The organism is Corynebacterium sp. UMB10119B (assembly GCF_030228125.1).
Taxonomy (GTDB): Bacteria; Actinomycetota; Actinomycetes; order Mycobacteriales; family Mycobacteriaceae; genus Corynebacterium; species Corynebacterium pseudogenitalium.
Genome location: NZ_JASPBG010000012.1, coordinates 1 through 23,192, shown reverse-complemented (window position 1 = coordinate 23,192; position 23,192 = coordinate 1). Strand labels below are relative to the sequence as shown.

22 protein-coding genes are annotated in these 23,192 nt (G+C 59.8%); 5 read left to right on the top strand and 17 right to left on the bottom strand.

Going from position 1 to position 23,192, the window contains the following annotated elements; genetic code table 11:
• Positions 1–35 precede the first annotated feature (35 nt).
• Positions 36–602 carry a TetR/AcrR family transcriptional regulator gene (locus tag QP802_RS09190; RefSeq protein WP_256001455.1) on the top strand — a complete coding sequence of 189 codons (567 nt, stop codon included), beginning with the start codon at positions 36–38 and terminating at the stop codon, positions 600–602.
• A gap of 3 nt (positions 603–605) precedes the next feature.
• Here the strand turns inward: QP802_RS09190 and QP802_RS09185 are convergent, their stop codons facing one another.
• Entirely contained in the window at positions 606–1,178 is a 573-nt protein-coding gene (locus tag QP802_RS09185) for a hypothetical protein (protein WP_284818474.1), read from the bottom strand.
• 239 nt (positions 1,179–1,417) lie between these two features.
• Here QP802_RS09185 and QP802_RS09180 point away from each other — a divergent pair, with 239 nt between their 5' ends.
• From QP802_RS09180 to QP802_RS09170, 3 genes are read left to right on the top strand one after another with little or no spacing between them, the layout of a single operon-like run.
• A complete protein-coding gene (locus QP802_RS09180; protein WP_407933412.1) occupies positions 1,418–2,362 on the top strand; it encodes a methylenetetrahydrofolate reductase in 945 nt (314 codons plus the stop codon).
• Entirely contained in the window at positions 2,359–4,611 is a 2,253-nt protein-coding gene (gene metE / locus QP802_RS09175; protein ID WP_284818472.1) for a 5-methyltetrahydropteroyltriglutamate--homocysteine S-methyltransferase, read from the top strand. Before QP802_RS09180 ends, metE begins: the two co-directional genes overlap by 4 nt.
• A 41-nt stretch (positions 4,612–4,652) precedes the next feature.
• A complete protein-coding gene (locus QP802_RS09170) occupies positions 4,653–5,174 on the top strand; it encodes a peptidylprolyl isomerase (RefSeq protein WP_256001450.1) in 522 nt (173 codons plus the stop codon).
• A gap of 532 nt (positions 5,175–5,706) precedes the next feature.
• On the opposite strand, the gene QP802_RS09165 is transcribed toward QP802_RS09170, so the two are convergent.
• From QP802_RS09165 to QP802_RS09150, 4 genes are all read right to left on the bottom strand, one after another.
• Complete coding sequence (locus QP802_RS09165; RefSeq protein ID WP_070363358.1) at positions 5,707–5,889, bottom strand: hypothetical protein; 183 nt, start codon at positions 5,887–5,889, stop codon at positions 5,707–5,709.
• The gene (locus QP802_RS09160; RefSeq protein ID WP_284818469.1) at positions 5,882–6,427 is read right to left on the bottom strand and encodes a hypothetical protein; all 546 of its coding nucleotides are present in this window, start codon (positions 6,425–6,427) and stop codon (positions 5,882–5,884) included. The genes QP802_RS09165 and QP802_RS09160 overlap by 8 nt, the downstream gene beginning before the upstream one ends.
• 325 nt (positions 6,428–6,752) lie before the next feature.
• Positions 6,753–8,204: a DUF5129 domain-containing protein gene (locus tag QP802_RS09155; RefSeq protein ID WP_284818468.1), complete on the bottom strand. Its 1,452-nt coding sequence runs from the start codon at positions 8,202–8,204 to the stop codon at positions 6,753–6,755.
• Positions 8,205–8,223: 19 nt separating this feature from the next.
• The gene (locus QP802_RS09150; RefSeq protein WP_284818465.1) at positions 8,224–11,610 is read right to left on the bottom strand and encodes a DEAD/DEAH box helicase family protein; all 3,387 of its coding nucleotides are present in this window, start codon (positions 11,608–11,610) and stop codon (positions 8,224–8,226) included.
• A 159-nt stretch (positions 11,611–11,769) separates the two neighbouring features.
• Between QP802_RS09150 and QP802_RS09145 the strand changes: the two genes are divergently transcribed.
• Positions 11,770–13,152: an RNA-binding domain-containing protein gene (locus QP802_RS09145; RefSeq protein WP_284818463.1), complete on the top strand. Its 1,383-nt coding sequence runs from the start codon at positions 11,770–11,772 to the stop codon at positions 13,150–13,152.
• Between the two features lie 85 nt (positions 13,153–13,237).
• Here the strand turns inward: QP802_RS09145 and QP802_RS09140 are convergent, their stop codons facing one another.
• From QP802_RS09140 to QP802_RS09085, 12 genes are all read right to left on the bottom strand, one after another.
• Positions 13,238–13,822 (bottom strand): RloB family protein, encoded by a 585-nt coding sequence (locus tag QP802_RS09140; RefSeq protein WP_284818461.1) that lies wholly within the window; start codon positions 13,820–13,822, stop codon positions 13,238–13,240.
• Entirely contained in the window at positions 13,809–15,191 is a 1,383-nt protein-coding gene (locus tag QP802_RS09135) for an AAA family ATPase (RefSeq protein WP_070975474.1), read from the bottom strand. The genes QP802_RS09140 and QP802_RS09135 overlap by 14 nt, the downstream gene beginning before the upstream one ends.
• A gap of 82 nt (positions 15,192–15,273) precedes the next feature.
• Positions 15,274–15,816, bottom strand: a complete 543-nt coding sequence (locus tag QP802_RS09130) for a winged helix-turn-helix domain-containing protein (RefSeq protein ID WP_070363354.1) — start codon at positions 15,814–15,816, stop codon at positions 15,274–15,276.
• A gap of 260 nt (positions 15,817–16,076) precedes the next feature.
• On the bottom strand, positions 16,077–16,319 hold the full coding sequence (locus QP802_RS09125; protein WP_005292604.1) for a YlcI/YnfO family protein: 243 nt from the start codon (positions 16,317–16,319) through the stop codon (positions 16,077–16,079).
• An 88-nt stretch (positions 16,320–16,407) separates the two neighbouring features.
• Positions 16,408–16,770, bottom strand: coding sequence for a DoxX family protein (locus QP802_RS09120; RefSeq protein WP_005292602.1), 363 nt, complete (start codon positions 16,768–16,770; stop codon positions 16,408–16,410).
• Positions 16,767–17,342, bottom strand: coding sequence for a TetR/AcrR family transcriptional regulator (locus tag QP802_RS09115; RefSeq protein WP_005292598.1), 576 nt, complete (start codon positions 17,340–17,342; stop codon positions 16,767–16,769). Before QP802_RS09115 ends, QP802_RS09120 begins: the two co-directional genes overlap by 4 nt.
• A gap of 62 nt (positions 17,343–17,404) precedes the next feature.
• Positions 17,405–17,794, bottom strand: coding sequence for an NUDIX hydrolase (locus QP802_RS09110; RefSeq protein WP_005292595.1), 390 nt, complete (start codon positions 17,792–17,794; stop codon positions 17,405–17,407).
• A gap of 20 nt (positions 17,795–17,814) precedes the next feature.
• Positions 17,815–18,999: an Nramp family divalent metal transporter gene (locus QP802_RS09105; RefSeq protein ID WP_070363637.1), complete on the bottom strand. Its 1,185-nt coding sequence runs from the start codon at positions 18,997–18,999 to the stop codon at positions 17,815–17,817.
• Between the two features lie 177 nt (positions 19,000–19,176).
• The gene (locus QP802_RS09100) at positions 19,177–20,130 is read right to left on the bottom strand and encodes a nucleotidyl transferase AbiEii/AbiGii toxin family protein (RefSeq protein ID WP_284818459.1); all 954 of its coding nucleotides are present in this window, start codon (positions 20,128–20,130) and stop codon (positions 19,177–19,179) included.
• Positions 20,030–21,085: a type IV toxin-antitoxin system AbiEi family antitoxin domain-containing protein gene (locus tag QP802_RS09095; RefSeq protein ID WP_284818457.1), complete on the bottom strand. Its 1,056-nt coding sequence runs from the start codon at positions 21,083–21,085 to the stop codon at positions 20,030–20,032. The genes QP802_RS09100 and QP802_RS09095 overlap by 101 nt, the downstream gene beginning before the upstream one ends.
• Before the next feature lie 599 nt (positions 21,086–21,684).
• Positions 21,685–22,038: a hypothetical protein gene (locus QP802_RS09090; protein WP_284818455.1), complete on the bottom strand. Its 354-nt coding sequence runs from the start codon at positions 22,036–22,038 to the stop codon at positions 21,685–21,687.
• A 406-nt stretch (positions 22,039–22,444) separates the two neighbouring features.
• A partial coding sequence (locus tag QP802_RS09085; protein WP_284818454.1) for a restriction endonuclease subunit S occupies positions 22,445–23,192 on the bottom strand: 748 nt, incomplete at its 5' end.

The following is a 23,192-nucleotide window of genomic DNA, read 5'->3' as shown; positions in this document are numbered from 1 at the left end:
GACTATCAGTTAATGTCAAGCGGAAAGGAAGCACCATGCGGGCCGATGCGAGACAGAAGCGCGAACAGCTGATCCGGGCAGCGGTGGAGAACTTCCGCACCCGCCCGAACTCGGAGGTCACGCTTGGTGAGATCGCGGAGCACGCTGGGGTGGGCATCGCCACGCTGTACAGGCACTTTCCGACGCGCGCCGACCTGCGCCAGGCGTGCGCCCTCGAGTTCATCGACGTGCTTGACGCGAAGCTGGGGGACACGCTGGCCAAATTTGACAGCGCCCCGGAGGAGCAGTGGCGCGCCTTCATTTGGGCGTGCGCCGACTCGGGTATCGGCATGCTGGTGGCGGCCCTGGCGGACGAGCCGCCGCACGCCCTGGAGCCCACGGTGCGGCAGCGCCGCGACGAGTTCTTCGCGCACGTCCAAGAGCTGCTGGACCTCGCCGCCCCCCACGGCCTCGTCGACCCAGCGCTGACCCCCTCCGAGATCGCCGCCGAGCTGATCGTGGTCACCCGCCCGATGAGCGCGAACCTGCGCGACCTCTTCCCAGACGTGAAGACCCGCCTGGTCAACCACCTGCTGCTGGCGTGGCGGGTGGACGCCAACTAGCGGCTACTTCGTAGCGCGGCGCTGGTCGTCGTCGAGGGCGTCGAGGGTGCTGAACTGGTCGTCGGCGGAATCGGTGGAGTACACCAGCGTCGCCGTTCCCTCAGACCCGCCTTCAGTCGCGTCTTCCCGCAGTGCGTGCTTGGGCTCGTGGTTGCGCTCCTCAAGCTTTTCGCGCAGGTAGAACTCCCACAGCGCCCAGCCGCCGGCCGCGAGCGCGCCCGCACCGAGGGAGGCGAGCAGGACCTTCGAGCCGGCCCCACGCTTGCGCGCTTCCTTCTTCAGCGCGATCTGGCGGGCCTTGCGGTCAGGGGCGGTCGCGGCGTGGAGGGCGCGGCGGGCGTCGATACGCGCGTGGCTGGCGCGGGTGACTTTGCCGGCCTGCTGGCGCGCGGCGTCGTAGATCCCCTCGAGCTGTGGCACGTCGGCGAGGTCGTGGAGATCGTCGATGTTGTCGTCCTTGATGGCTTCGGTGAGTGCTTCGTAGACGTCGCGCTGCTGCTTGCTGTTGAGTTCGCGGAAGTAGTTCCAGGCGCCGCTGATGCCGCGCAGTGCGAGTCGTGCAGTGGTGAGGTTCATGTGTGCTCCTTCGTTGTGTTCTTTCCCAACCACCCTAGCGGGCTGCACCGACATGTGCCCCCACAGTCCGCACGAAGTAGACCAAGCGGTTCAGTTTTGGGAAATATTATTCACATTTCGCAGGTCGCTGACCTGTGACAATGCATCGCGATACGCAAAAGTAGTTGTGCACCCTTGCGGCCAGTCTTAAATTTCATTGCACCCCATCAACAGGAAGCAACAGAAGGCAGGTGAGTCAGGTGCGGCAGGCAACGTTGGAAACGCGGATCTCGGCGTCGGCACCGTTGGACGGCATCGAGGAGGAGCTCGCACCACGCCCGCAGCGGGCACGCACGGCACTCAGCTTCGAGGTGATCCCACCGCGTCACAGCGCCGACTCCGCCAAGCTCGACGCCCTCATCCAAGGGCTCGCCGCCTACCAACCCGACTACGTGTCGGTCACCAGCTCGCACCGCAGCGACTGGCTGGAAGGCACCGCCCGCCTCATCGAGCGCATCGCGCAGACCACGAGCATGCGCCCTATCGCGCACCTCGCCTGCACCGCCGGCACGCCCGACGAGCTGCGGCAGTGGATCACCCAGCTTATCGACGCCGGCGTCCGCGGATTCCTCGCCCTTCGCGGCGACATCCCATCCGGACTCGACCGTCTGCCCGACACACACCTGCAGCACGCGACGGACCTGCTCAACCTGATCCAGGACGTCGCCGACGCCCAGGCCTACCGCCTCGCCGCCGGCAAGCTGGCGCTGTCGGTGGCCTGCTACCCGCGGGGACACGCGGAGAGCACCAGCGACGACCAGGACCTGGACGTGTTGCTGGCGAAGCAGCGCCTCGGTGCCGACTTCGCCATCACGCAGCTGTTCTTTGACGCGCAGGACTACCTCAGCTTCGCGGAACGTGCCCGGCTCGCCGGGGTGCGCATCCCGCTGATCCCCGGCATCATGCCGATGACCAGCGTGAACCGGGTGCGCAGGATGGGTGAGTTGTCCGGTGTGGCACCCCCGGTGGACGTCATCAAGCAGCTTGAAGCCGCGCGGACACCGGAGGAAGAGCACCAGATTGGCATGCGACTCACCGTTGAGTTAGCGCGCACGATTCTGCAGGCTGGCGCCGGTGGCCTGCATGTTTACACACATAACGACTTAGCAGTAACACGTGAACTATTGAAAGGACTCAACCTGTGAGCACCGTAGCATTCCCCACCACGACCATCGAGGGCTACCCGAGGATCGGCGCGCAACGCGAACTGAAGCGCGCCCTGGAGTCCTACTGGTCCGGGCAGATCGACGCGGACACGTTCCGTTCCACGACGCGCGCCCTGCGCATCGATACGTACAACCACCTGCGTGACCTCGGCCTTTCCGAGCCCTACGCCATCCCGGCGGACGTCGCCCTCTACGACCACGTCCTGGAGACCGCGCTGACCGTCGGCCTGGTCGCCGGCGGCACCGACCTGGACGAGGAGTTCGCGCTCGCCCGCGGCACCGCCACCCGCGTGCCGCTGGAGATGACCAAGTGGTTCGACACCAACTACCACTACCTCGTGCCCGAGGTCGCCGCCGGCCAAGAGATCACGCCGGTGCCGGACCGCATCGTGCGCATCGTGGAGGAGGCCCGCGAGGCCGGCCACCAGGTTCGCCCGTACCTCGTCGGCCCGGTCACGCTCCTCGCGCTGTCGAAGCCGGTGGAGTGGTCCCTGCTCCCGGCCCTCGTCGAGGCATACGCCCAGGTCTTCGCGGCGCTGCACCAGGCCGGTGTGGAGTGGGTCCAGGTCGCCGAGCCGATCGTCGTCGCTGACGTTGACACCCCGGACACCGATATCGCGCGCTACCTGGGTGAGGCATGGTCGACACTCCTCGGCGCCGACGCTCGCCCGAACGTCTACCTGACCACCCCATACGGCGCCGCCGACGCCGCCCTGCCCGTCCTCGGCGAACTCAAGCCCGAAGCCCTCCACGTCGACCTGTCCCCATGGACCCTGCAGGCCACCCCGGACTACGTCGAGCAGGTCCGCGCCCACGTCGCGCCCGAGACGCACCTCGTCGCCGGACTTATCGACGGCCGCAACGTCTGGGCCGCCGACCTCGCCGAACGCACCGAAATCCTCACCACCCTCGGCGCCACATCGGTGACCACGTCCACCTCGCTGCAGCACGTGCCGCACACCCTCAAGGCCGAGCGCAACCTGCCCGTGGACGTCGCCACCTGGCTCGCCTTCGCCGACGAGAAGATCGCCGAAGCCCTCGCCCTGAGTGCCGGTCCGCAGGCCGCCGAGGTTGCGTTCGCCGCGTCCGCCCGCGTCGCGCGCACCCGCGCGGAGTCCCCGCTGCGCCACGACGAGGCCGTCGCGAAGCGCCTTGGCACGCTTCCCGCAGGTCAGGTGCAGCGCCAGCCGCTGTTCGCCGAGCGCCAGCAGGCCCAGCGCGAGGCGCTGAACCTCCCCAGCTTGCCGACGACCACCATCGGCTCCTTCCCACAAACCCCCGAGATCCGCCAAGCCCGCGCCGCACACCGCAACGGCACACTCAGCGACGCTCAATACAAGGAAGCGTTGCAGCAAGAAATCAAGCAGGTCATCGAACTGCAAGAAGAAATCGGCATCGACGTCCTCGTCCACGGCGAAGCCGAACGCAACGACATGGTCCAGTACTTCGCCGAACTCCTCGACGGCTTCGTCGTCACCGAAAACGGCTGGGTCCAGTCCTACGGCTCCCGCTGCACCCGCCCACCAATCGTCTACGGCGACGTCTCCCGACCAGCCCCAATGACCGTCGAATGGGCCACCTACGCCCAATCCCTCTCCAACAAGCCAGTCAAGGGCATGCTCACCGGCCCAGTCACCATCCTGGCCTGGTCCTTCAAACGCGACGACGTCCCCCTGTCCATCTCCGCCGACCAAATCGGCGCCGCCCTCGCCGACGAAGTCCGCGACCTCGAGGAAGCCGGCATCGGCATCATCCAAATCGACGAGCCAGCCCTGCGCGAACTCCTCCCACTGCGCGCCAAGGACCGCCCGTCCTACCTCGACTGGGCCGTCCGCTCTTTCCGACTCGTCTCCGTCGACGCCACACCGACCACCCAGATCCACACCCACCTCTGCTACTCAGAGTTCGGCCAGATCATCGAAGCCGTCGCCGGCCTCGACGCCGACGTCACCTCCATCGAAGCCGCCCGCTCTCGCATGGAACTGCTTGCCGACATCGACGACTCCTTCCACTCCGAAATCGGCCCCGGCGTCTGGGACATCCACTCACCACGCGTCCCTTCCGTCGAGGAAATCGTCGAACTGCTCCAAGCAGCACTGCGCCACGTCCCAGCCGAACACCTCTGGGTCAACCCCGACTGCGGCCTGAAGACGCGCAAGTATGAGGAAGTGGAGCCCTCGCTACGCAACCTGGTAGCCGCACGCGACGCGGTGCTCGCCCAGCGCTAACACCGGACGAGGGGCGTGGAGGGTCGTGTACGCTGTACACCATGACTCAAAAGACGCAGACAATGACGTTCCATACCAACCACGGCGACATCAAAGTCGACCTGTTTGGCAACCACGCCCCACACACCGTTGACACCATCACCGGCCTGGCGAAGGGCACCCTCGACTACTCCACCAAGAACGCGAAGGGCACCACCGAAGGCCCCTTCTACGACGGCGCCATCTTCCACCGCATCATCCCCGACTTCATGATCCAGGGCGGCGACCCAACCGGCACCGGCACCGGCGGCCCAGGCTTCCAGTTCGCCGACGAGTTCCACCCAGAACTCCAGTTTGACCGCCCATACCTGCTGGCCATGGCAAACGCCGGCCCAGGCACCAACGGTTCCCAGTTCTTCATCACCGTCGCCGAAACCCCGTGGCTGAACAACCGCCACACCATCTTCGGCGAGGTCACCGATGAGGCTTCCCGCAAGGTCGTCGACGAGCTTGCCAACGTCCCGACCGGCCGCATGGACCGCCCCGTCGAGGACGTCGTGATCAACTCCGTCACCGTGGAGTAGCTTTAGTTTTTGGCTTAAGGCCCCGCCTTTTTGGTGGGGCCTTTGGCGTTCTTAGGTCTCGAGTGCCGTGAGTGCCAAAGGACGCACCCCCTAAAGGCTAGCCCATTGATGACCAGGCACTATGTCGGTGCTACTTTTCGGAATTGCGTCCTTTGGCACTCAAGTGCCCGGGACGCGCACCACATTCCCATCTTGCCGAATCGCGACCTGGGAAAACGCCGAGCGCCCCGTGAAAAACCAGGAATTTGGTGCGCAGGGAAGAGGTGCCTGCACCACATTCCCTCGTTTTGAGTTGGCCAAGTTGTAAAAGCCTAGATCGGTGACGGCTAGTCAGTCAGCTGGAGTGAATGTGTTCGGGCAGAGCAAACAATTGTGATGCAAAAATATTTGCATTTATCCTGCAAGGAAACACTACTCATACTAGGAGAAGCCCGTGAAACGTTTTAGTACCGCTGCTTGTGGTTGCGTTTGATGATCGCATGGATCACACTCGGCCTTTTAACCTATGCTGGAGCCCTCCGGGCAACACCATCTATATCGGATAAATGCCTAGAATCCGCTGCCATAAGGGCCGGTTCTGACGTGCTTCGAGTTTCTTGGCATACTCTTGCAAATCACGGCTAGCTTTCGCCTGTGTCATTGGCAACTGCTCGATCATTCGTTTATGGGACTCGGTCAGTGGATACTTCCGCTCTGCCATTGCCTGATTAGTCATCAGCAGACTCCTTCCTATCCCTGTTATGACCTAGTACGGATAATAGTAACAAAATCTCTAGGTCTGAAACCCAGTTCTTCGAAGTAGTACCCGGCGAAAAGGTTGAATTCTTCGGGTTAAATTTATTGTCGTATTCAAGAATTGCCCGAGTAAACCCGATATCTTCTGAAGACTTCAACCCTGACTCCAGCATTGGGGTCAAAAAATGCCAACCTGCATTTTGCTGAGCGGGATTTTCTGCAAGTGTCATATCGATTGCCCACTGAACACGTTCGTAGTACGCAGAGCGGTCATCAGCATTTGATTTCTGCGACAGTGACGTGGTGGCGATACCTAGCGTAAGTACGGCAGCTGCGGCAGCAGGTATCGCTCCTCGATATGAAAATATCGTCGCAAGCGATTCCTGCCAGGGCTTTTCCCAGAAGAGCACCAACCCCCAGTGCACCATGGCAAGGAATAACACGAAAGCAACGAGCAGAGCGGCAATGACTTGCGCGTTATTCCATTCGGCCCTGAAATTAATGTTCATTTTTCGCACGAGAACAAGGCTATCACTCAGATTCCTCCTGCTCAGATGGATTCCACAGGCCTCACATTTGCAAGATTTCAAGATCTGTCCCGGACCGGTTTAGAGGTGAGACTGGGGTGGAACTCCCCGAAAATACGGCCAATAGCCGTTAAAAACAGCTAGACCCCCAAATTCCGCATGTACGGTGGAGGTCTGCAACGTCAATGTAGCATCAATCTGCGTTCTGATGTTTTTATGGCCGGGGCCTGCACCACATTCCAGCTTTTCAGCAGCCCAATCTGCAAAAGACCAGGTCGGCGAGCGCGTATTAGGGAATCTGGTGCAGGACCAACCCCTAGAAACTCCCCGACCCGCCGGCAGCCGTGAACCCGGAGCTGAACGTCGTGTTCACACCCGAAGAGGAAGAAGCAGCCGAGTTCGCGGCGGCGACGTTGGTGTTGTGCCAGGACTGCATCGCAACGAATGGGATGTAGGTGGGGTACCAGTAGTCCTTGTCGTAGATGGCTGGGGTGGTGAGTTTGTGGCGGTCTTTGACGTCGCTGAACTCTTTGTCTTTGACGGCGTCGAGGATGATGCGGTAGTCGGAGAGGAGGTGGAGGTAGTTGTCGAGGAAGGTGGGGCTGGCGGGGTCCGCATCTAGCTGCCGGACGCGCTCCTCCAAGGAGACGAGTTCTTGGCGGAGGGTGGCGTCGTTAATTGAGGTGCGTGCTTTGGTGATGTCCCTGCTGAGGCGGGCGAGGTCGGTGCGGCGGGTGGTGGTGTCCCCTTGTTCGATGTTGAAGAGGCGGTTGATGTTGTCTTCGGCGTGGCTGGTGTGGGTGAGGGTTTCGGCGGCGTCGGCGAGTTGTTTGCGGGCGCGGTAGGCAGCGGCGTCGTCGGAGATGGGGATGCTGCTGATGCCGCCGGCGCCGGAGACGGTGTCGTGGAGTCGGAGGAAGCGGTCGCGGACGTCGCCCCATTGACGACGCAGCTCCGCATCGGCAAATGCGCTGGTGAGGGAGTTGGCGCGGACATCGATGCCGTCGAGGCGCCCGGCGAGGTCGGCGTATTCCTTGGTCACGAGGGAGTAGTCCGCCCGCGCCTGCTTAACCAATCGGCGGCGCCGGTTGCGCAGCGCGACGCCTGTGCCTCCAACAACGCCTGCCAACACGCCGGATCCCACACCGGCGCCGATGCCGCCCCCAATCCGGTCGTCGACTGCGGACTCGTAACGCTCCTGCTGCAGGCCGTCGGTGTCCATGGCCAGGCTCGCGCCGGCGAACAGGGCGGCGGGGACGTTGTTGCTTTGTAGGCCGGGAACCATGGCGTCGATAACTGAGGAGACGCGCTGCGATTCGCTGTGGAGGTCGAGGACGTCGGCGACGTCGTCGGCGGCGTAGATTGCGTGGTGGCGGTGCGCCATGTCGACGGCGAGGATGAGGGTGCCGTCGCGGAAGCCGTGTTTGTCCAGGATTTCGTCGGGGTAGTGGGCGCGGAAGTATTCCTCGATGGTGTCGTTGATGTTGTCGCGCGTGTTTTCGGCGTTGTTGAACGCGAGGATGTGGATGGTGCGCACGACTTCTGGGTGGTCGATGCGCTGGAGGTTCTGCTCGAGTTGCGCCTGGTCAGCTGGGGTGAGCAGGCCGTCGGGGTTGGTCAGTTGCAGGCGTGGCGCCTCGGCGGTGGTGGCGATGGCGTAGTGCGCCGGGTCGGGCTCGTCGATGGCTGCGTAGGTGCCCGCGCCGACGCCTCCGCCGATCAGCAGTGCCGTCGCTCCAATGCCAAGGATTTGTGCCCATTTGCTCATGCGCCTGATTTTATCGAAGCTACCCCGCGGTCGGCATGGCGGTGTTGTTGAGCTGCTCGAGGCTGTCGCGAAGTTGCAGGACCACGCCGACGTTTTCATGGAAGATGTCCATGATGGAGCCGTTTTCGTCGAAAGGCGGTTGGGTGAGCTCGTGGGCTTCGACGACGCCGTTGCGGATCACCTCGCTGACGACGGTGTTGAGGAACGTGCGCTGCACGGAGTTGAGGTCAGTGGAGTGCAGCAGTTCCTCGAAGTGCGCTTCGACGGCGGCGGCGTCCATCCCGACGACTTCGCGCAGGAAGAGGCCGAGTTTGGCCTGGTGGGTGTCGGCGAGTTCGGCGGCGCCGTCGACGTGGGCGTTGAGCAGCAGCTGGCGTAGTTCGTCGAGGTCGTGCGTGCTGAGTTGTTGCGCGTTGCGGAGTTTGCGCAGCGCCAGGCTGGTGGTGTTGCCTTCGAGTGCGCGGCGGAGTTCTTCTTCGACGACGGAGCTTTCGCGTTGGGTGCCGCCGGTAGCCTGGAGCGTGCTGTGTTCGAGTTCGCCGAGTTCGTCTTCGAAGTCGGTGATCACTACGACGCGCTGCGCTTTGTCGAGGAAGACAGTGAGCCCGCGCACGGTTTTGCGGACCAGTTCGAGGTCGCTGTAGGTCACGCCGTCCCACCATTGCGGGCCGGCGAGCGCTTCGAGGAGCGCCGCGTTGTTGGCAACGGTGGGGATGTTGGTTTTCTGCAGCAGCGCCTCGGCGATGCCGACGACTTTCTCTGCGAGCACGTCCCAGTCGCCGCGCTCTTCGAACAGTCCGAGTTCGAGCTGGTAGATGAGGTAGTCGAAGCGCCGGGCTTGTTCTTTGTCGCCGGTTGCGGCGAAGGGTAGTGGCGCGAGTGCGCTCACGGCTTGTTGGTGGGTGTCGGCGTCGGCGGTGAGCCAGGGGGTGGCGTCGCTAAATCGTTCGAGGTAGGCGCGTGCTTCGGTGGGCACGAGGATGCTGCGGTGGGGCACGCTGCGCACGGCGTCCGAAAGATGCTTTGCGACGTCCCCTCGCACCTCATCCGTGGCCGTCAGCAGTAGGCGGGCGCGGGTGGTGAAGCTGCGCTGCGAAAGCGAGACTTGGTGCGAGCCTTCCGTGGTGTTGGTGGTGCCGCTGAATTGGCGCACGTTGTCGCAGTAATCGAAGATGTAGAAGCAGGTCTTGTCGACGCCGGGGCCGAACAGGTTGGGGCGCAGGCGGGTCCCGCGGCCGACCATCTGCCAGAACTTGGTGGGGGAGTAGACGGGCTTGAAGAACACCAAGTTGACCACCTCGGGGACGTCGATACCTGTGTCGAGCATGTCCACGCTGATGGCGATGTCCAGGCCGGAGTCGGGCTGCTTGAACTCGGCGATGAGTGCTTCCGCGTTGTACACGCCGTGGGTGATCACCTCGGCGCGGGTGGCGGTGGTGGGGAAGATGGCCCGGTATTCGTCGGCGATGAGGTCGGCGTGGGCCTGGTTGCGGGCGAAGATGATGGTCTTGCCCAGCCGGTCCGCTCCGTCGACCTTCAACCCCTTGCCGATGACTTGGCGCAACACCTTCCGGATCGTGTCCCGGTTGAGCAGCTTCGCGTTGATCTCGGCGGCGTTGACTTCCTGGGGTGCGGAAAGTGGGTCGCCGTGCTCGTCGACACCCCATTCGGCGTTCTCCCACTCCAGCTGCTGCTCGGGGGTGAGCTCGCCGTAGGAGATGCCGCGGCGCATGAAGGCGGTGCTGCCGGAGAACACCTCGTAGGGCACCAGGTTGCCCTCCTCGATGGCGCGGCTCAGGCTGTAGTAGCCGGTCGGGGTGTCGGGCTCGCAGCCAAAGAAGGTGTAGGTGTCGTGGGAGAGGTTGCTGCGCGGGGTGGCGGTCAGCCCGACGACGAGGGCATCCAGGTAGTCGAAGATGCGTCGATAACGCTGGTAGATGGATCGGTGGGCCTCGTCGACGATGATGAGGTCGAAGTCGAAGGAGTTGAAGCGTTGGCCTTCGCCGATCATGCCGATCATGGTCTGGTACGTGTTCACGTACACCTGGCCCTCGCCGGCGGGGTTGGTGGTCAGGTTGACGGGTACGGCCTCTGCGAGGTGCTCGTTGAACGCCGCGTGCGCCTGCGTGACCAGCGCTTTGCGGTCGGCGAGGAAGAGCACGTTGCGGATCCAGCCGGCCTCCAACAGCATGGACACGGTGGCGATGGAGACACGCGTCTTGCCCGTCCCCGTCGCCATGACCAACAGCGCGCGGCGCTTGCCCTTGCCGAACGCCTCCGCCACGGACTGGATCATCTCCAGCTGGTAGGGCCTGCCGGCGATTTCGGTGATGGTGGCGCTGTGCGCGCTGAGCGGTTGGCGCTTGTCGCGCCGGGCGATGAGCGCCTCCATCGCACGCACTGTTGGGTAGGACTCAATAGTGCGGGTTTCGTAGCCGACACCGCCCGGCAGGTCGGCGTCCCTGTCCCAAAAGCGCACCTCGTACCCGGTGGTGTAGAAGATGAGCGGCACACGGCCCGTCGCGTTGCCGATGGCGTCGGCGTAGATCGCGGCCTGCTGGCGGCCGTCGTTAATGCTGCGGCTGGCCTTCTTCGCCTCCACGACGGCGATCGGCACACCCTGTGTATCCAGCAGCACATAGTCCACCTTCATGCCCGCCACCGGGTATTCCTCGATGAGCGTGCGGCCGCGCACAAACCCGGCCTCCTCCAGCATCGGCGTGATGATGTCACGGCGCGTCTGCGCCTCGTCCACCGCCAACTGCGGCGCCGGTGGCGTCAGCTTCTCCTGCTGCTTGCGAATCTGCTCCCGCAGCTTCGCGATCTCCTCCTCATACCCCGCAGCCTGCTCCAGCTCCCGCTGCTGCGCCTCATCCAGCTGCAGTTTGTACAGGTCAGCCTGCTCCCGCGCGGACTTCTCCTTCGCCGCCAGCGCCATCATCTGCCGCTGGTTCAACGCCGCCTGCCGCGGCGCCTGCTTCAAGATCTCGACGTCAAACGGCGCAATCCCTCGAATCGTCTTCCCCGAGAAGTGCGTAGTTGCGAACACCATCACGTCATACAGGTGCTTCAGCGCCTGCAGCGCCTCATCGCTGGTGATGTGCGCTTCACTATGCACCGCGGTGTTGCCGGCCTTGCGCAGGATGTGCATCTTGGAACGGATCGTCTCCGGCAGCAGGCGTGAGAAGTCCGGGTTGGTCAGCGTATCGAAGATGTTGGACTGCTTCTCCAGCCCATTCAACGCCGCGATATGCCCAATGACCTGCTCCAACACGAACCGTGATTGGAACATCGACGCGCGCGGGTTGGTCAGCGCGGCATCCTCCGCATTGCGACACTCAATAATGAGCTGGGGCCATGCTTGCCCAACGAAGCCAAAGTTGGACGGACGTGGAGTGATGCTCACCTGATCGCCTTTCTTCCCGGTGCGCTCGTTCGCCTGCGCGTTATTCTATACCGTTGGGTTGTGGCTCGAAACCTACTCGAAACATGCTCGAAACGGATTCACATGTTTTGACCTGGGTATATCACTCTACTCGAAATCGTTTCGAGTAGAGTGATCCACATGAATACTGCGGTAAAGGTTGATGAGTTGCTTACGCGTCCCGAAGATCAGTGGTTTGAGCGGAAATCGTTTCGTATTAAACCGAAGGATCTTGCAAAGGCGATTATCGCGTTTGCCAACGCCGAGGGCGGGGTCATCGCTGTCGGTATCACTGATCGACAATTCGACGGGTTGCCTAGCGCACGGCAGGACAACGACTTACGACAATCGGCGTTTGATCACACCGATCCAACGGTTCGAGTCGAGATCGAGAGCCTTCGCATTGATGACGCCACTTCTGTATACCTATTCCATATCTTGCCTAGTGAGCGTGTACATTATTCCAATTCGGGGGAGTGCTTCCTACGCATCGGGGATGAAACGAAGCAGCTGGGCCCCGACGGCATTTTAGAGTTGCGGTATTCGAAGGGGGAGCAGCAGTTTGATGCAATTGTTCCACCACGTGCTGAGCCTGGAGACCTCGATATTGCGCAGGTCGAGCGGTATGCGGAGGCGATTGGTTCTGCCTCGGCCCAAGATGCGTTGAGGGCGCGAAACTTGGTAGATAGGGTCGGCAACCCGCGGACAGCGGCATTGTTGCTTTTCGGAAAACATCCGCAGGAGTTCTTTCCAAACGCTCATGTTCGTGTGGTCCAGTTCAATGACATAGATCGGTTGCCGGGTCATGGTCAGCAAATTCTTTACGACGAACGCTTCGACGGCACCCTGCCAGAACAGATTCAGCAGGCGAGAACTGCGATTAGCAAGATTCTTCCAAAAGTGCGCCGTCTTGTGGGCAGTGGGCTTTTTGAAGAGGAGGATTTGATCCCGCCGGATGTGTGGCTAGAGGGTTTGGTGAATGCGGTGATCCACAGGTCTTACAGTATGGCTGGGGATCACGTCAGGTTCGAGATCTATCCTGATCGGGTTGAGGTGTCTAGCCCTGGCAGGTTCCCTGGCTTGGTGGACCCGTCGAAACCCGAAGCAATTGCGCGGTTTGCAAGAAACCCGTTGATTGCGCGTGGGACTGCTGAGTTGCGGATTGGGCAGGAGTTGGGGGAAGGGATTCGACGAATGATCGCTGGTATGCGAAAGGCGGGTTTTGCAGACCCAGTGTACCGGCAGACAAGTGGCAGTGTTGTCTTGACATTGAAGGCAGTGCAACGCCTCGACGAATCGCTTCGTGCGGACTTGCCGCGCTACTCAACAGAGGTGCTTGCAGCCTTGCAGGCAAGCCCACATCCCTTATCGACGGGCCAAGTGGCCAACGCCCTTCACCTCTCGAACCCTCCCGTCCGCCGTGCTCTGCAAGCACTCCGGGACGCTGGACTCGTGCAGTGGAACGGAAGCGGTTTGAGGGATCCTCGCGCAACATGGTCAGCGGTCAGCCCGCTGCGTTACTGATACATGACCAACGAACAAAAGTTCCCCACGGGTGCGTGGGGAGGTTTGTGTGGCCCTCTAGTTAGTCATTACTTTTGCATCGCTTCTATAAGGTACGGGATTGAAGATGACGGGCATGGCCCTTTTGCATTGGTGCATTGGGGCGCATTTCGGTCCAGTGGCGTTTTGCGCGTGCCGTTGCCTCAGGGTATCTCTCGACTGGGAACGTTACCCCGAGTTCTTTCGCATTGCGGCCTGTGAGATAGCGTTCCTTTTGCAGTACATCGGTCATTTTCTTCGCGTCGCTCCCGCCGTCGTAGAGGCGCCAATACAGCCACTGCTCAAATTGAGGGTTCGTTACTGCGACTGAGATATTGCTCTTTTGTGCGAGCTGAAGAACATCACCCAGGGTGGTGTGTTGGTCACAATCGACGACTAGGAACGCGCGGTCAAAGTTGTCGGACTTCAGATGGTTCTCGCATGTATCAAGAACTCGCTTGGGTTCTCCCTTACTAGGTACAACCTTGATGTCCGTGGCCACGTCGTTGGAACGCAGAATTTGTGCGAGCCTTTGGAAGTAAACTTGCTCAGACTTTCCTTTGTCGCCTTCTACAACAATCAGAAGCCGACTTTTCAGCTTCCGCTTTGCCCTGCTCTTGGGCTTTCTGGGTGTACCTTTACGCGCTGCCACGTTCCCCATTTTCTTGCCCCCGTCGTGTAGGTGATAGTTCTTCAACAGCACTTCGCATTAAACCTGGTAATAGATACGGTAGCGCGCCGAATCGGCCTTCCAGGTATTGCTTTGCAAGATTTGATGCCGGTTTCAAATCGCGGAAGTCCTGCAAGTTATAGAGCGTACTTGCACCAGAGCTGTCTTTTTCGGTGAACCAGACTTGCTCTTTCGTCAGGTTCGCAGAAGACTGCGGCTGGAGCAGGGTTACGTCATGTGACGTGAAGATCAGTTGGGCCCCGTGTGGGTTTGTATCTTGATCTTGGAACAGTGCGACGATTGCTTCGGCGAGAATGGGGTGGAGGCTGGTATCCAGCTCGTCGACGCAAAAAATTGTGCCGTCGCGGAGCGCTTCTAAGATGGGAACGGCCATGGCGAGCCATGCCAACGTTCCGGATGATTCATCGCGCATGAGAAAGCCGGCGTCGGCGGATTCGTTGCCATGGTGATAAAACCGCAGTGTTCTGTTTACGAAGTCGTGGTCGATCAGACTTTGGCCTGATAGAGCTTTCCCGGTCGCCTTCAGGCCCCGTGCCGCAGATCGCTCGAGAATCTTGCGTATTTCCGGGGGTAACTCTCGTTCATCTACATCAATTCGCGTGATTCCGATATCCGCTACTGCTGCGAGTGTGGTGAGTACGTTCAACGGAATTCGTTCATCGGCGATATCCGCCGCAATTCGGTCGAGGCGTTGCCGCCGGGCACTGTCGCTGATGTCGTAGAAATCGACGCCAGCGATAATGCTTCCCACAAACGACTGCAGTTTGTCGTGACCTGCAACGTAGCCACGGGAGAGCACAAGTTCTCGCGGGGCTGGAGATATACGTGGTCCCAGATACTTATGCCAGCTGGTTATGCCTTGTTCGGCGTCTCTTTCCAGAAGTCGTGTTGGGCGGGAGGAGAAATAACCAAGCAGCAGCTCGTGTTCAATGCGGTTCGCGGAAATGGAGAATTCGTAGTGATATCGAATTTCTCGGGCCGCAAGCTCCGGGCCGCCAATGCCACCGGTTAACGTGAAATCGAGTGCAAAGAAGCTGGGGGAACGTACAGAGTCCTCATCTAGCTTGAATGGAGATCGACGATTTTTCTGAAATTCAAGCCATCTGCTTGCAGAGCATTGGATTGCCTCCATTGCATAGCGCATTGCGTCGAGTACCGCCGTCTTTCCTGACGCGTTGGGTCCAAAGATGGCTGCAACCGGTAGAACGGCATCGGCCCAACTCTCACCTTGACGAGGAACTGCGGTGCGCCAGGAGCTGCGCGTCATTTCCAGCGCAAACTCATCACGGAAGCTACGGTGATTCTCCGCAATAAAGCTAAGCAGTCTCATGGAAGTAAGTTTAGGTGAGAAAAGCTCATTACGGGAAAAAATTTCCCCAGAAAGGCTTAATAAAGAAAATGATGCGGTTTTACTAACTCACCGATTGCACAATCCTGTACACCGTTGCTCGGTCGCCTTGGCCACCTTCCATGGTGACGATGCCCTCGCGAAGCAGTGGCGCGAGTCCGTAGCGCACTTGGCCTGTGGAAAGTCCGGTATTGGCTGCCAGTACGTTCACGGTGATACCGCTACCTGTCGCGGAGAGTGCCTGGTAGATCCGGGGTACGTTCTTGCCCAAGGCTTGGAGGTTGACCAGTAGGTCTTCCTCGGTCGGGGAGAGTCGGGTATTGGAGCCTATGTCTTCCAGCCGGGCATCGTGTTCTGCGCTGGAGCGGGAGCCTCGTGGGAACAGTACGGTGAATTGGACGCTGGTGTTGATGAAGCGGGGCGTCGCTACGCGTGATTCGCGGCAGGAGGTGATCGCTTCGCGGGTGCCGCCGCCTTCGTCAGCGTGGTTGTCCGCGCGGCGGAACCCCGCGACAGCTTGTGCGCCCCGCGGACAGTTCGACCTGTAGGCAGAGGCCGCCCGGGGTGTCCGCCCCGCCGTCCGCGGAACTTTGTGACAACCCGACACTCCGTTTCATGTGAAACATAACTGGTCTGGGAGCAAGCAACAGTTTTACACTTTAACAGTATGGTTTTTGAAGTTTCACACTTTGATGACCTGCATGTTTAGTAGTTTGAATAGTGGGAAGCCCTCCTCAGTGCAAGCCCGTTGCCACAACATCCAGGAGTCCAATTGTTTCATGCCGATTTAGAGCACTACTTAGCCATTGTTGAGCGGGTTTATGTTGCGGTGCAGCGGAGTGGAAGGCATAAACGAGAATGTTGACATCAGGAATGATCATCGAGTACCGCCCACACAGCTTCTTTGTTGCTGAGATCAACTAGAGCCGGTCCGCCGCAATCGAAGGAGGGCAGGTTAACGGGGGTGTCTTCGGTACTGATGCGGGCTTCCTTCTTGAGGGCAGCGCGGACCGCCTCTTCGACGTATGAGCTCAAAGTGACATTGTTGGCTTTGGCTTGGACCTTCGTTTCTTCAAGGAGTTTCGGCGGGAGGTTTATCGTCGTGCGCATACCTTTAGGGTAGAAAGCATCAAGTCATCATTCAAGAGGTGCAATGATGTATCTGCCTTCAGGAAGCCGTGAAAGGTTGACTGGTGTCTTAATTCAGTGCGAGCGTCAGGATCAGTACTCCGATGGAGAATGCGAGCATGCCTAAGCAGTTGATCCAGAATGCGCTACCGAGGAAGTGGGCGCGGACATGGGCTGCTGCGGCCGCGCAGAAATAGGCGATGACTCCAATCATGGCTGTGATTCCTACGCCGGGGAACCAGAGGCCGGCAATGAGTCCTACGGCGGCGAGGCACTTGATGACAATGAGCGCCCACCACCAGTCCTTGGGGAGTTTGACGCCGCTGAGGCAGGCTTCGATGAAGGGGACTGGTTTGAGGGAGAGGGCGGCGTCGCCAAGCAGAATGGCTGCTAGTAGAAGGGAGGGCCAGGCTGGGGAAGATTCTAGGATCATTGGGTTACTCCGAATGCGGTGTTGAGGCGTTCGATCGATGAGGCGGCTTGGGATGTGAGGTGCTCGGTGTCGTAGATTCCGGCGGCCCAGCCGATGAGTAAGCCGAGGTAGACGTTGTACAGCAGGTCGGCGTACTCGGCCGCATCGGCGCTGCTGAGCCTGGTGCCGAGTCGCAGGGTGATTTCATCGGTCAGGAGCGTTTTGAGTGCGGTGAGCGCTTCGCCTTGATTGCCTTGTTGGATGAGTGCTGCGCCAAAGGCGCGGGAGAGCTCTTCGTGGCCGGTAAACATCTGGAGGAAAGGTCTCAGGACATCGAGAAGGCTATCGGATTGTCCCCGGATGTCATCGTGGAGTTCTGAAATGTGTTGGCCAATGGTGCGGATGAGCAGCGTTTGTTTGTCGCCGACTCCCATGACGGTTCCCACGCTAACGCCAGCTTCGGATGCGATAGTCCGGATGCTGGTGGTGGCGTAGCCCTGAGTGAGGAAGAGTTCGTAGGCGGTGGCTAGGACCTTGCTGACGGTGCCAGCTTTGGCGGCCGAGCGCGATGAGTGAACGTGTTCAGTGAACATGTTCAAAAGGGTAGCTCTTGATGGTTTCGAGGTCAATGACGCCGAAGTGTTGACAGTTGGCGCTAGGCCAGCGTGGGGAAGACGCGGTCGCGCAGCAGGTGTGCAAGCTCGCGGTCGGGGGCTGCTGGGTTGACCCAGGCGGTGTCGCCGATTTCGGCGGCGGCATGGGGTTCGTCGGCGGTGACGGTGCGGGTGTAGGTGAAGATGGTGCCGACGACGACCTCGCCCGGTTCGTTGGCGGCGGGAGCGTCGAAGGTGCCGAGTTTGTTGAGGCTCTCGGCGTCGAGGGTGAGGCCTACTTCTTCGGCAACTTCGCGCAGGGCGGCGTCGACAAGCGCCTCGCCCGCCTCGGGCTTGCCGCCGGGCAGTTGGTACTTGGTGGAGGACTTCTTGCGCACGGTAAGCACGTGGCCTTGTGGGTTGCGGATGACGACGGCTGCTACTTCAATCATGGCTGCTGATTGTAGGCGGCCTAGAGCAGCGGCAGGAGCACGAGGGCGAGATTGAGTGCGATGACCAGCGCGGCAAGCGTCCAGCCCACGGCCATAGACCAGGGTTTCGCGGCGAACTCACCCATGACGTCCCGGGAGCCGGCATAGCGGAAAAGCGGGATGATGGCGAAGGGGATGCCCAGGGAAAGAAGTGCCTGGCTGACCACCAGTGCCATAGTGGGGTCGACCCCGCAGCCGATGATGACCAGCGCCGGGATGAGCGTGACCAGGCGGCGGACTAGTAGGGGGACCTTGATGTGAAGCAGGCCGTCCATGATTTCGGAGCCGGCGTAGGCGCCCACTGACGTCGAGGCGAGGCCGCTGGCCAGCAGGCCGATGGCGAAGAGAACGCCGGCCAGCGGGCCGAGGTGGCTGGCAATCGCCGTGTGGGCCCCGGAGATGGTCTCTGTGCCGTCCACGCCGTAGAGGGCCGAGCCCGCCAGGACCAGCAGGCCCACGTTGACGAGCCCGGCGATGGACAGCGCCACGGCGATGTCCGCGCGGGTGCCGGCCAGCACGTGGGGGATTTCCAGGTCGGGGTAGCGCTGCTTGGTCAGGGAGGAGTGTAGGTAAATGGCGTGCGGCATGACGGTGGCGCCCAACATGGAGGCGGCCAGCAGGATGCTGTCCTTGCCCTCTAGGCGGGGGATGAGGCCGCCGGCCACGTCGGCGGGGTCGGGCGGGGCGATGGCGAGGCCGGCAAGGAAGCCGATGCAGATGACCAGGAGCAGGCCGATGACAAGCCCCTCGAACCACTGGTTCTTCTTCTGGAAGATGAGGAGAATGATGGAGACCGTGCCGATGATGAGCGCGCCCGCGAACAGGGGGAGGTTGAAGAGGAGTTGCAGGGCAATGGCGCCGCCGATGACTTCGGCGAGGTCGGTGGCCGCGGCGATGAGCTCGGCCTGGGCCCACATGCCTAGGCGCGCGCGGCGGGAGAGACGCTCGCCCATGATTTCCGGCAGGGAGCGGTGGGTGACTAGGCCCAGTTTGGCGGAGTGGTACTGGATGAACATGGCCATGAGGTTGGCCACGACGAGTACCCACACCAGGAGGTAGCCGTAGTGGGAGCCGGCGCTGATGTTGGCGGCTACGTTGCCGGGGTCGACGTAAGCCACTGCAGCAACGAAGGCGGGGCCGGTGAGGCTGATTAAGGTCTTACGCATAGGCATCTCCATACCAAAAGTTCAACTACTTGAAGTCTAGTTTTCATCGCCATATGTTCAAGCCAGGGGGGCAAAAAGTTTTGCACTTTCACACTTTGGTTTTGCACTTTGGCAATGTGCGTTTGGTGCAGTTGGTTGAGGAAGAGTGAACACCCTCAAGCGGATATCCGGCGCTGGCTATTGTGTCCAGGAAAGTGTTGCGCTGTTCCAGGTTGTGGTCAACGTATGGAGTTCATTGTTCAGAACGGGGTCAATGAGGAGTGCAGCAACCCGAAGGGCTTCATCTAGAATCAAGAATTCTTTTCGTATTTCGTTGCCAAATTTCTTTGCGGCTTTCGGGTACCGATCTGCCCACGTTGCATCAGGGATATTGAGATTTGTTGGGAGAGTAACGCCTCGGATTTGTTGCTGTGAGTTGAGAGCGTCGCGGAGTTCAGCAGCATTGAGCTGTGTTGTTGGCGGAAGCTCTGAAGCTAATAGCGCAATGTCGTAGAGATCGTGATAGCGTGTCGACGCTTTGCCCGGAGGTGTGTCGCCGTGTATCTCATACATTGCGCAGACTTTATCTGCGATCTGGTTTGCGATGGGGTACGACGTGACTTGGAAATGTTCTGGAAGATAAGGTGTCTGGACGTCGTAACTTGAAGCTACGGTGACTGATTCCACTTCACTAGTGACCTCAAGGTCACCACTGACGTCGATGGAAAACTCAATGAAGCGGTTGCTGCTACCTAAGCCGTAAGTGACTGTAACTTTGAGGCGTTTGCTGTCTATCGTGCCGATTCGTTCCGCCTTGCCATTGCTCTTTTCCACTTGAAATGTATAAGGGCCTACTCGGTGCTTGTTCATTGTCGCGATGAGGCTGTCAGCGGCTTTTAAGGCTGAGGTAGGGGCATATTGCCGAAATAGGTCGAGGTCTTTTGTCTGCCGGGTGCCTGGTATTCGGCAGTAAATGTTGGTGCCCCCTTTGAGCACCCAACCGTCGTTTAGGCGCATGAGTTCATGAAGGAACACCTCACGGAAAAACTGGTTATATACGTCGTTTGGCTTCTTTCCGGCGTGGCTTGCTTCCTTCTTCAGTGCTGAAACGATCTGACCGTGGCGCTCCCTTTGTTTTTGAGGTTGTGGCACAGGATTCTCCTTGAGGTTTTGCTGTGTGGGATGGGGGAAGAGGGGTGGACAGCCAGAGGGTCTTCAAACCTTCACTGTGCACGATCGTTTCGGCTAATTGTTTATGTGTTGCTTCGAGCGCATGGGCAGTAGCTGCTCTGCCAGCGAGCATGTTCTGGAGTGCCTCTTCTACATTGCTGCTGTGAAAGTCGGTTTGAAGTGGCATCTTTGCGGCGAGCGCCTTTAACTCTTCAGCAAATGGCTTGAGCGCCTTGGCGACAGCTCTTTGGATTTGCTCTTCCATGATTGCCGCGGGAACAGGTGGAAAGCATTCTTTCCAAAGCATACGTAGCCCCTCCTGATCACCTTTTGGCAGGCCGAAAGCTGTTTCGTTTCCAGCAAAAGCGCTGAGTAGCTCAGGTTCTTGCAGTAATTGCTTTTCGCTCGCATCTGCGATGAGATCAAGGAGATGTTGGGGTTCATGTCCGTCTAGTGCGAGGTCCACGATGGTGCGAGCTGCAGTTGTGATGGGGAGGTTGTGTTCGGGGTGCAGGGTCCATTCGTGGTCGTCGAGTTTGTTTCGATGAAACTGGACTTCTGGTTGCCTACTTTGGCGTCGACGGTTGACGGTGAAGTGGATTCCATCGGGCCAGAGGTCACCGATGCCCCAGAGTTCAGCTGCGGTGGTGTGGGAGATGACGGATTCGGACGCCAATGTAGGGTCGTGGACCCGGTCAGCGGCCATCATCTCGGGTCGGAGTGCAAGCCATTGTGCTTTGACGTCTAACGCTGGACTCATCATGGTGCCGACGGTCGCATAAACCCCATGTCGAACTCGGATGAGTCCACCCCTTGTCTCTAGTCGGGAGAGAGTCAAGGGCGTTACTCCTTCTGCGCGTGCTTGTTTTGCCGTGCACAGTCCCCACTGTTGGGAAGCGATCTCCCCGATGATCTCCAACGATTCGGCGGCATCCATACTTCAAAAATTACCATATAGGATAGTTTTGCAGCACGGAGATTTCATAACTCCTGCGAAACTATCAGTCGGGTTGCCGCCTCCTCATCCCATGAGCTGCAGGATGTTCGCGGCTATTTCGTCCGCGCGGCGGACACCTTGACGGGTTGCTGCAACGAAACTCGCTGGTCGCGATGGTGCCGCGGACAGCGGAGGCGCGATGGTTCTTATCGACGCCTCTTCGATCAACCACGCTTACCTTTAACACTCATGATCCAGTTTCCAGGTGAACTGTGATTATTTGTCCGCGCCGCGGAATCCAGCGACTACCTGTCCGCCCCGCGGACACCCGAATACGATCCCACTGTCCGCCCCGCGGACAGTTCGACTTGGAAGCCGAGGTTTTGCAGAGTGTCCGCGGCGCGGAACTCTGCCGTAACCCCGAAGCCACATTCACCGGTGGCAACCTGTCCGCCCCGCGGAAAGTCGGTGTGGTTGCCTGTCCGCGCGGCGGACACCTTGACGGCTTCACGCCGGGAAAGTTGCTGGTAGATGGCGTGCCGCGGACAATGGAAGCAGCGGCGGGTTTTCTAATCAACGCCGGCTCCGTCCCATCACGTTTACCTTTCACAACGCGCCTCGGTTTCCGGGTGAGTGGTGGATGTCAGTCCGCCCCGCGGAATCTGTCGCAGCTTTTTATAGGTGGCCCTCCCACCACGGATACCTTCATCCGTCATCCACATCATGTTCACTGCTGCCGACTGTCCGCGCGGCGGACACCTCAACTGGTTGCCGTCAAGAAGCTCGCTGGTCACGATGGTGCCGCGGACAGTGGAAGCAGCGAATACTTTCTTATTGACGCCCTCTCCGTCCCACCACGCTAACCACCAACAACATGACCCGGCTTCCGGGTGAGCGATGAAGATCTGTCCGCGCGGCGGAATCCAGTGATAACTTGTCCGCCCCGCGGACATTCGAAACGAGTGAACTGTCCGCCCCGCGGACCTTTGCGACACCCGAAGTTGCGTACACCGTTAGCAATTGCTGTCCGCCCCGCGGAAAGCCGGTGTAGTTGGTTGTCCGCGCGGCGGACACCTCGACGGGTTTACGCCAGGAAAGTCGCTGGTTGTTCCGATGCCGCGGACAGCAGAACCTTGAGGATTGTCCGCCTGCGGAATAGACCCGAGGCGTTTGTAAAAGAGACCTACAACATTGTCCGAGATGCGACCGGGTGGAAGATAGTCCAAATGTAATTCTGCGTATGGCTCGAAACGTACTCGAAACGAACTTTCAAGTCGTGAAAAGCGCAAAACAATCTACTCGAAACCGTTTCGAGTAGATTGCCAAGTGGTCTTTAACGAGTCCTTTTATCTGTCAGCTCTAAAGCTCTCTCGAGAAAGCCCGAGAGGAAAGGGAGGTGTAGAGCTCTCGGAGCAGTGTCAATTTACTGCTGCGAAGTGCTCGCTGGTGAAAAGCCGTCCGGACTTGATTTCCAACTGTTGTTTGCAGAGCTGCGTCGACATCTGGAATTTCAACGGACAAAAAATTAGTTTGCGAAATGTTCTTCATGCTTCCGCCGCTACCGGAAGATGCCTTACTAATCGCATTCCGTGTAAGTGGGTGCTGCAGACATGCCCATAGGAAGAAAGGGTCGACCGAGTCCTTCGTGACCAAACGCCACAACTTATCCGGCAACAGCAAATTCTCATAGGGTTGATCCACGATTGCAGACGCCCCCACCAGTTCGGTGGTGTTGGCTCGAGAAACGAGTAGGTCCCCTTCTTGTACTCGGTGATGCTCAGGGGGTTCGTAGCTCGGGTCCAAGGGTTTCGACTCTTCTGGTTTGAAGTACCCGCTAGTGGTCGAGCTAATTTTGAGGACACGTGGCCCTCCAGGCGTTGAATGCTCTTTGAGGCTTTTCCCGGAGACAATTCTCTCTACGTATTCTCCAATCGGGACAGTTCGGTTCGTTTCTGGTGCCAGATTTTTGATCAGTGTTTCTAGCTTTGAAATGGACTGCTCTTCAGCGCGGATCGCCTCCTCTACCGTTTCCAGAATTGTCGCGATGCGCTGCTGCTCCTCCAGAGGAGGCAGAGGGACCTTGATCTCCAAGAGGTCGCGGTTGTTG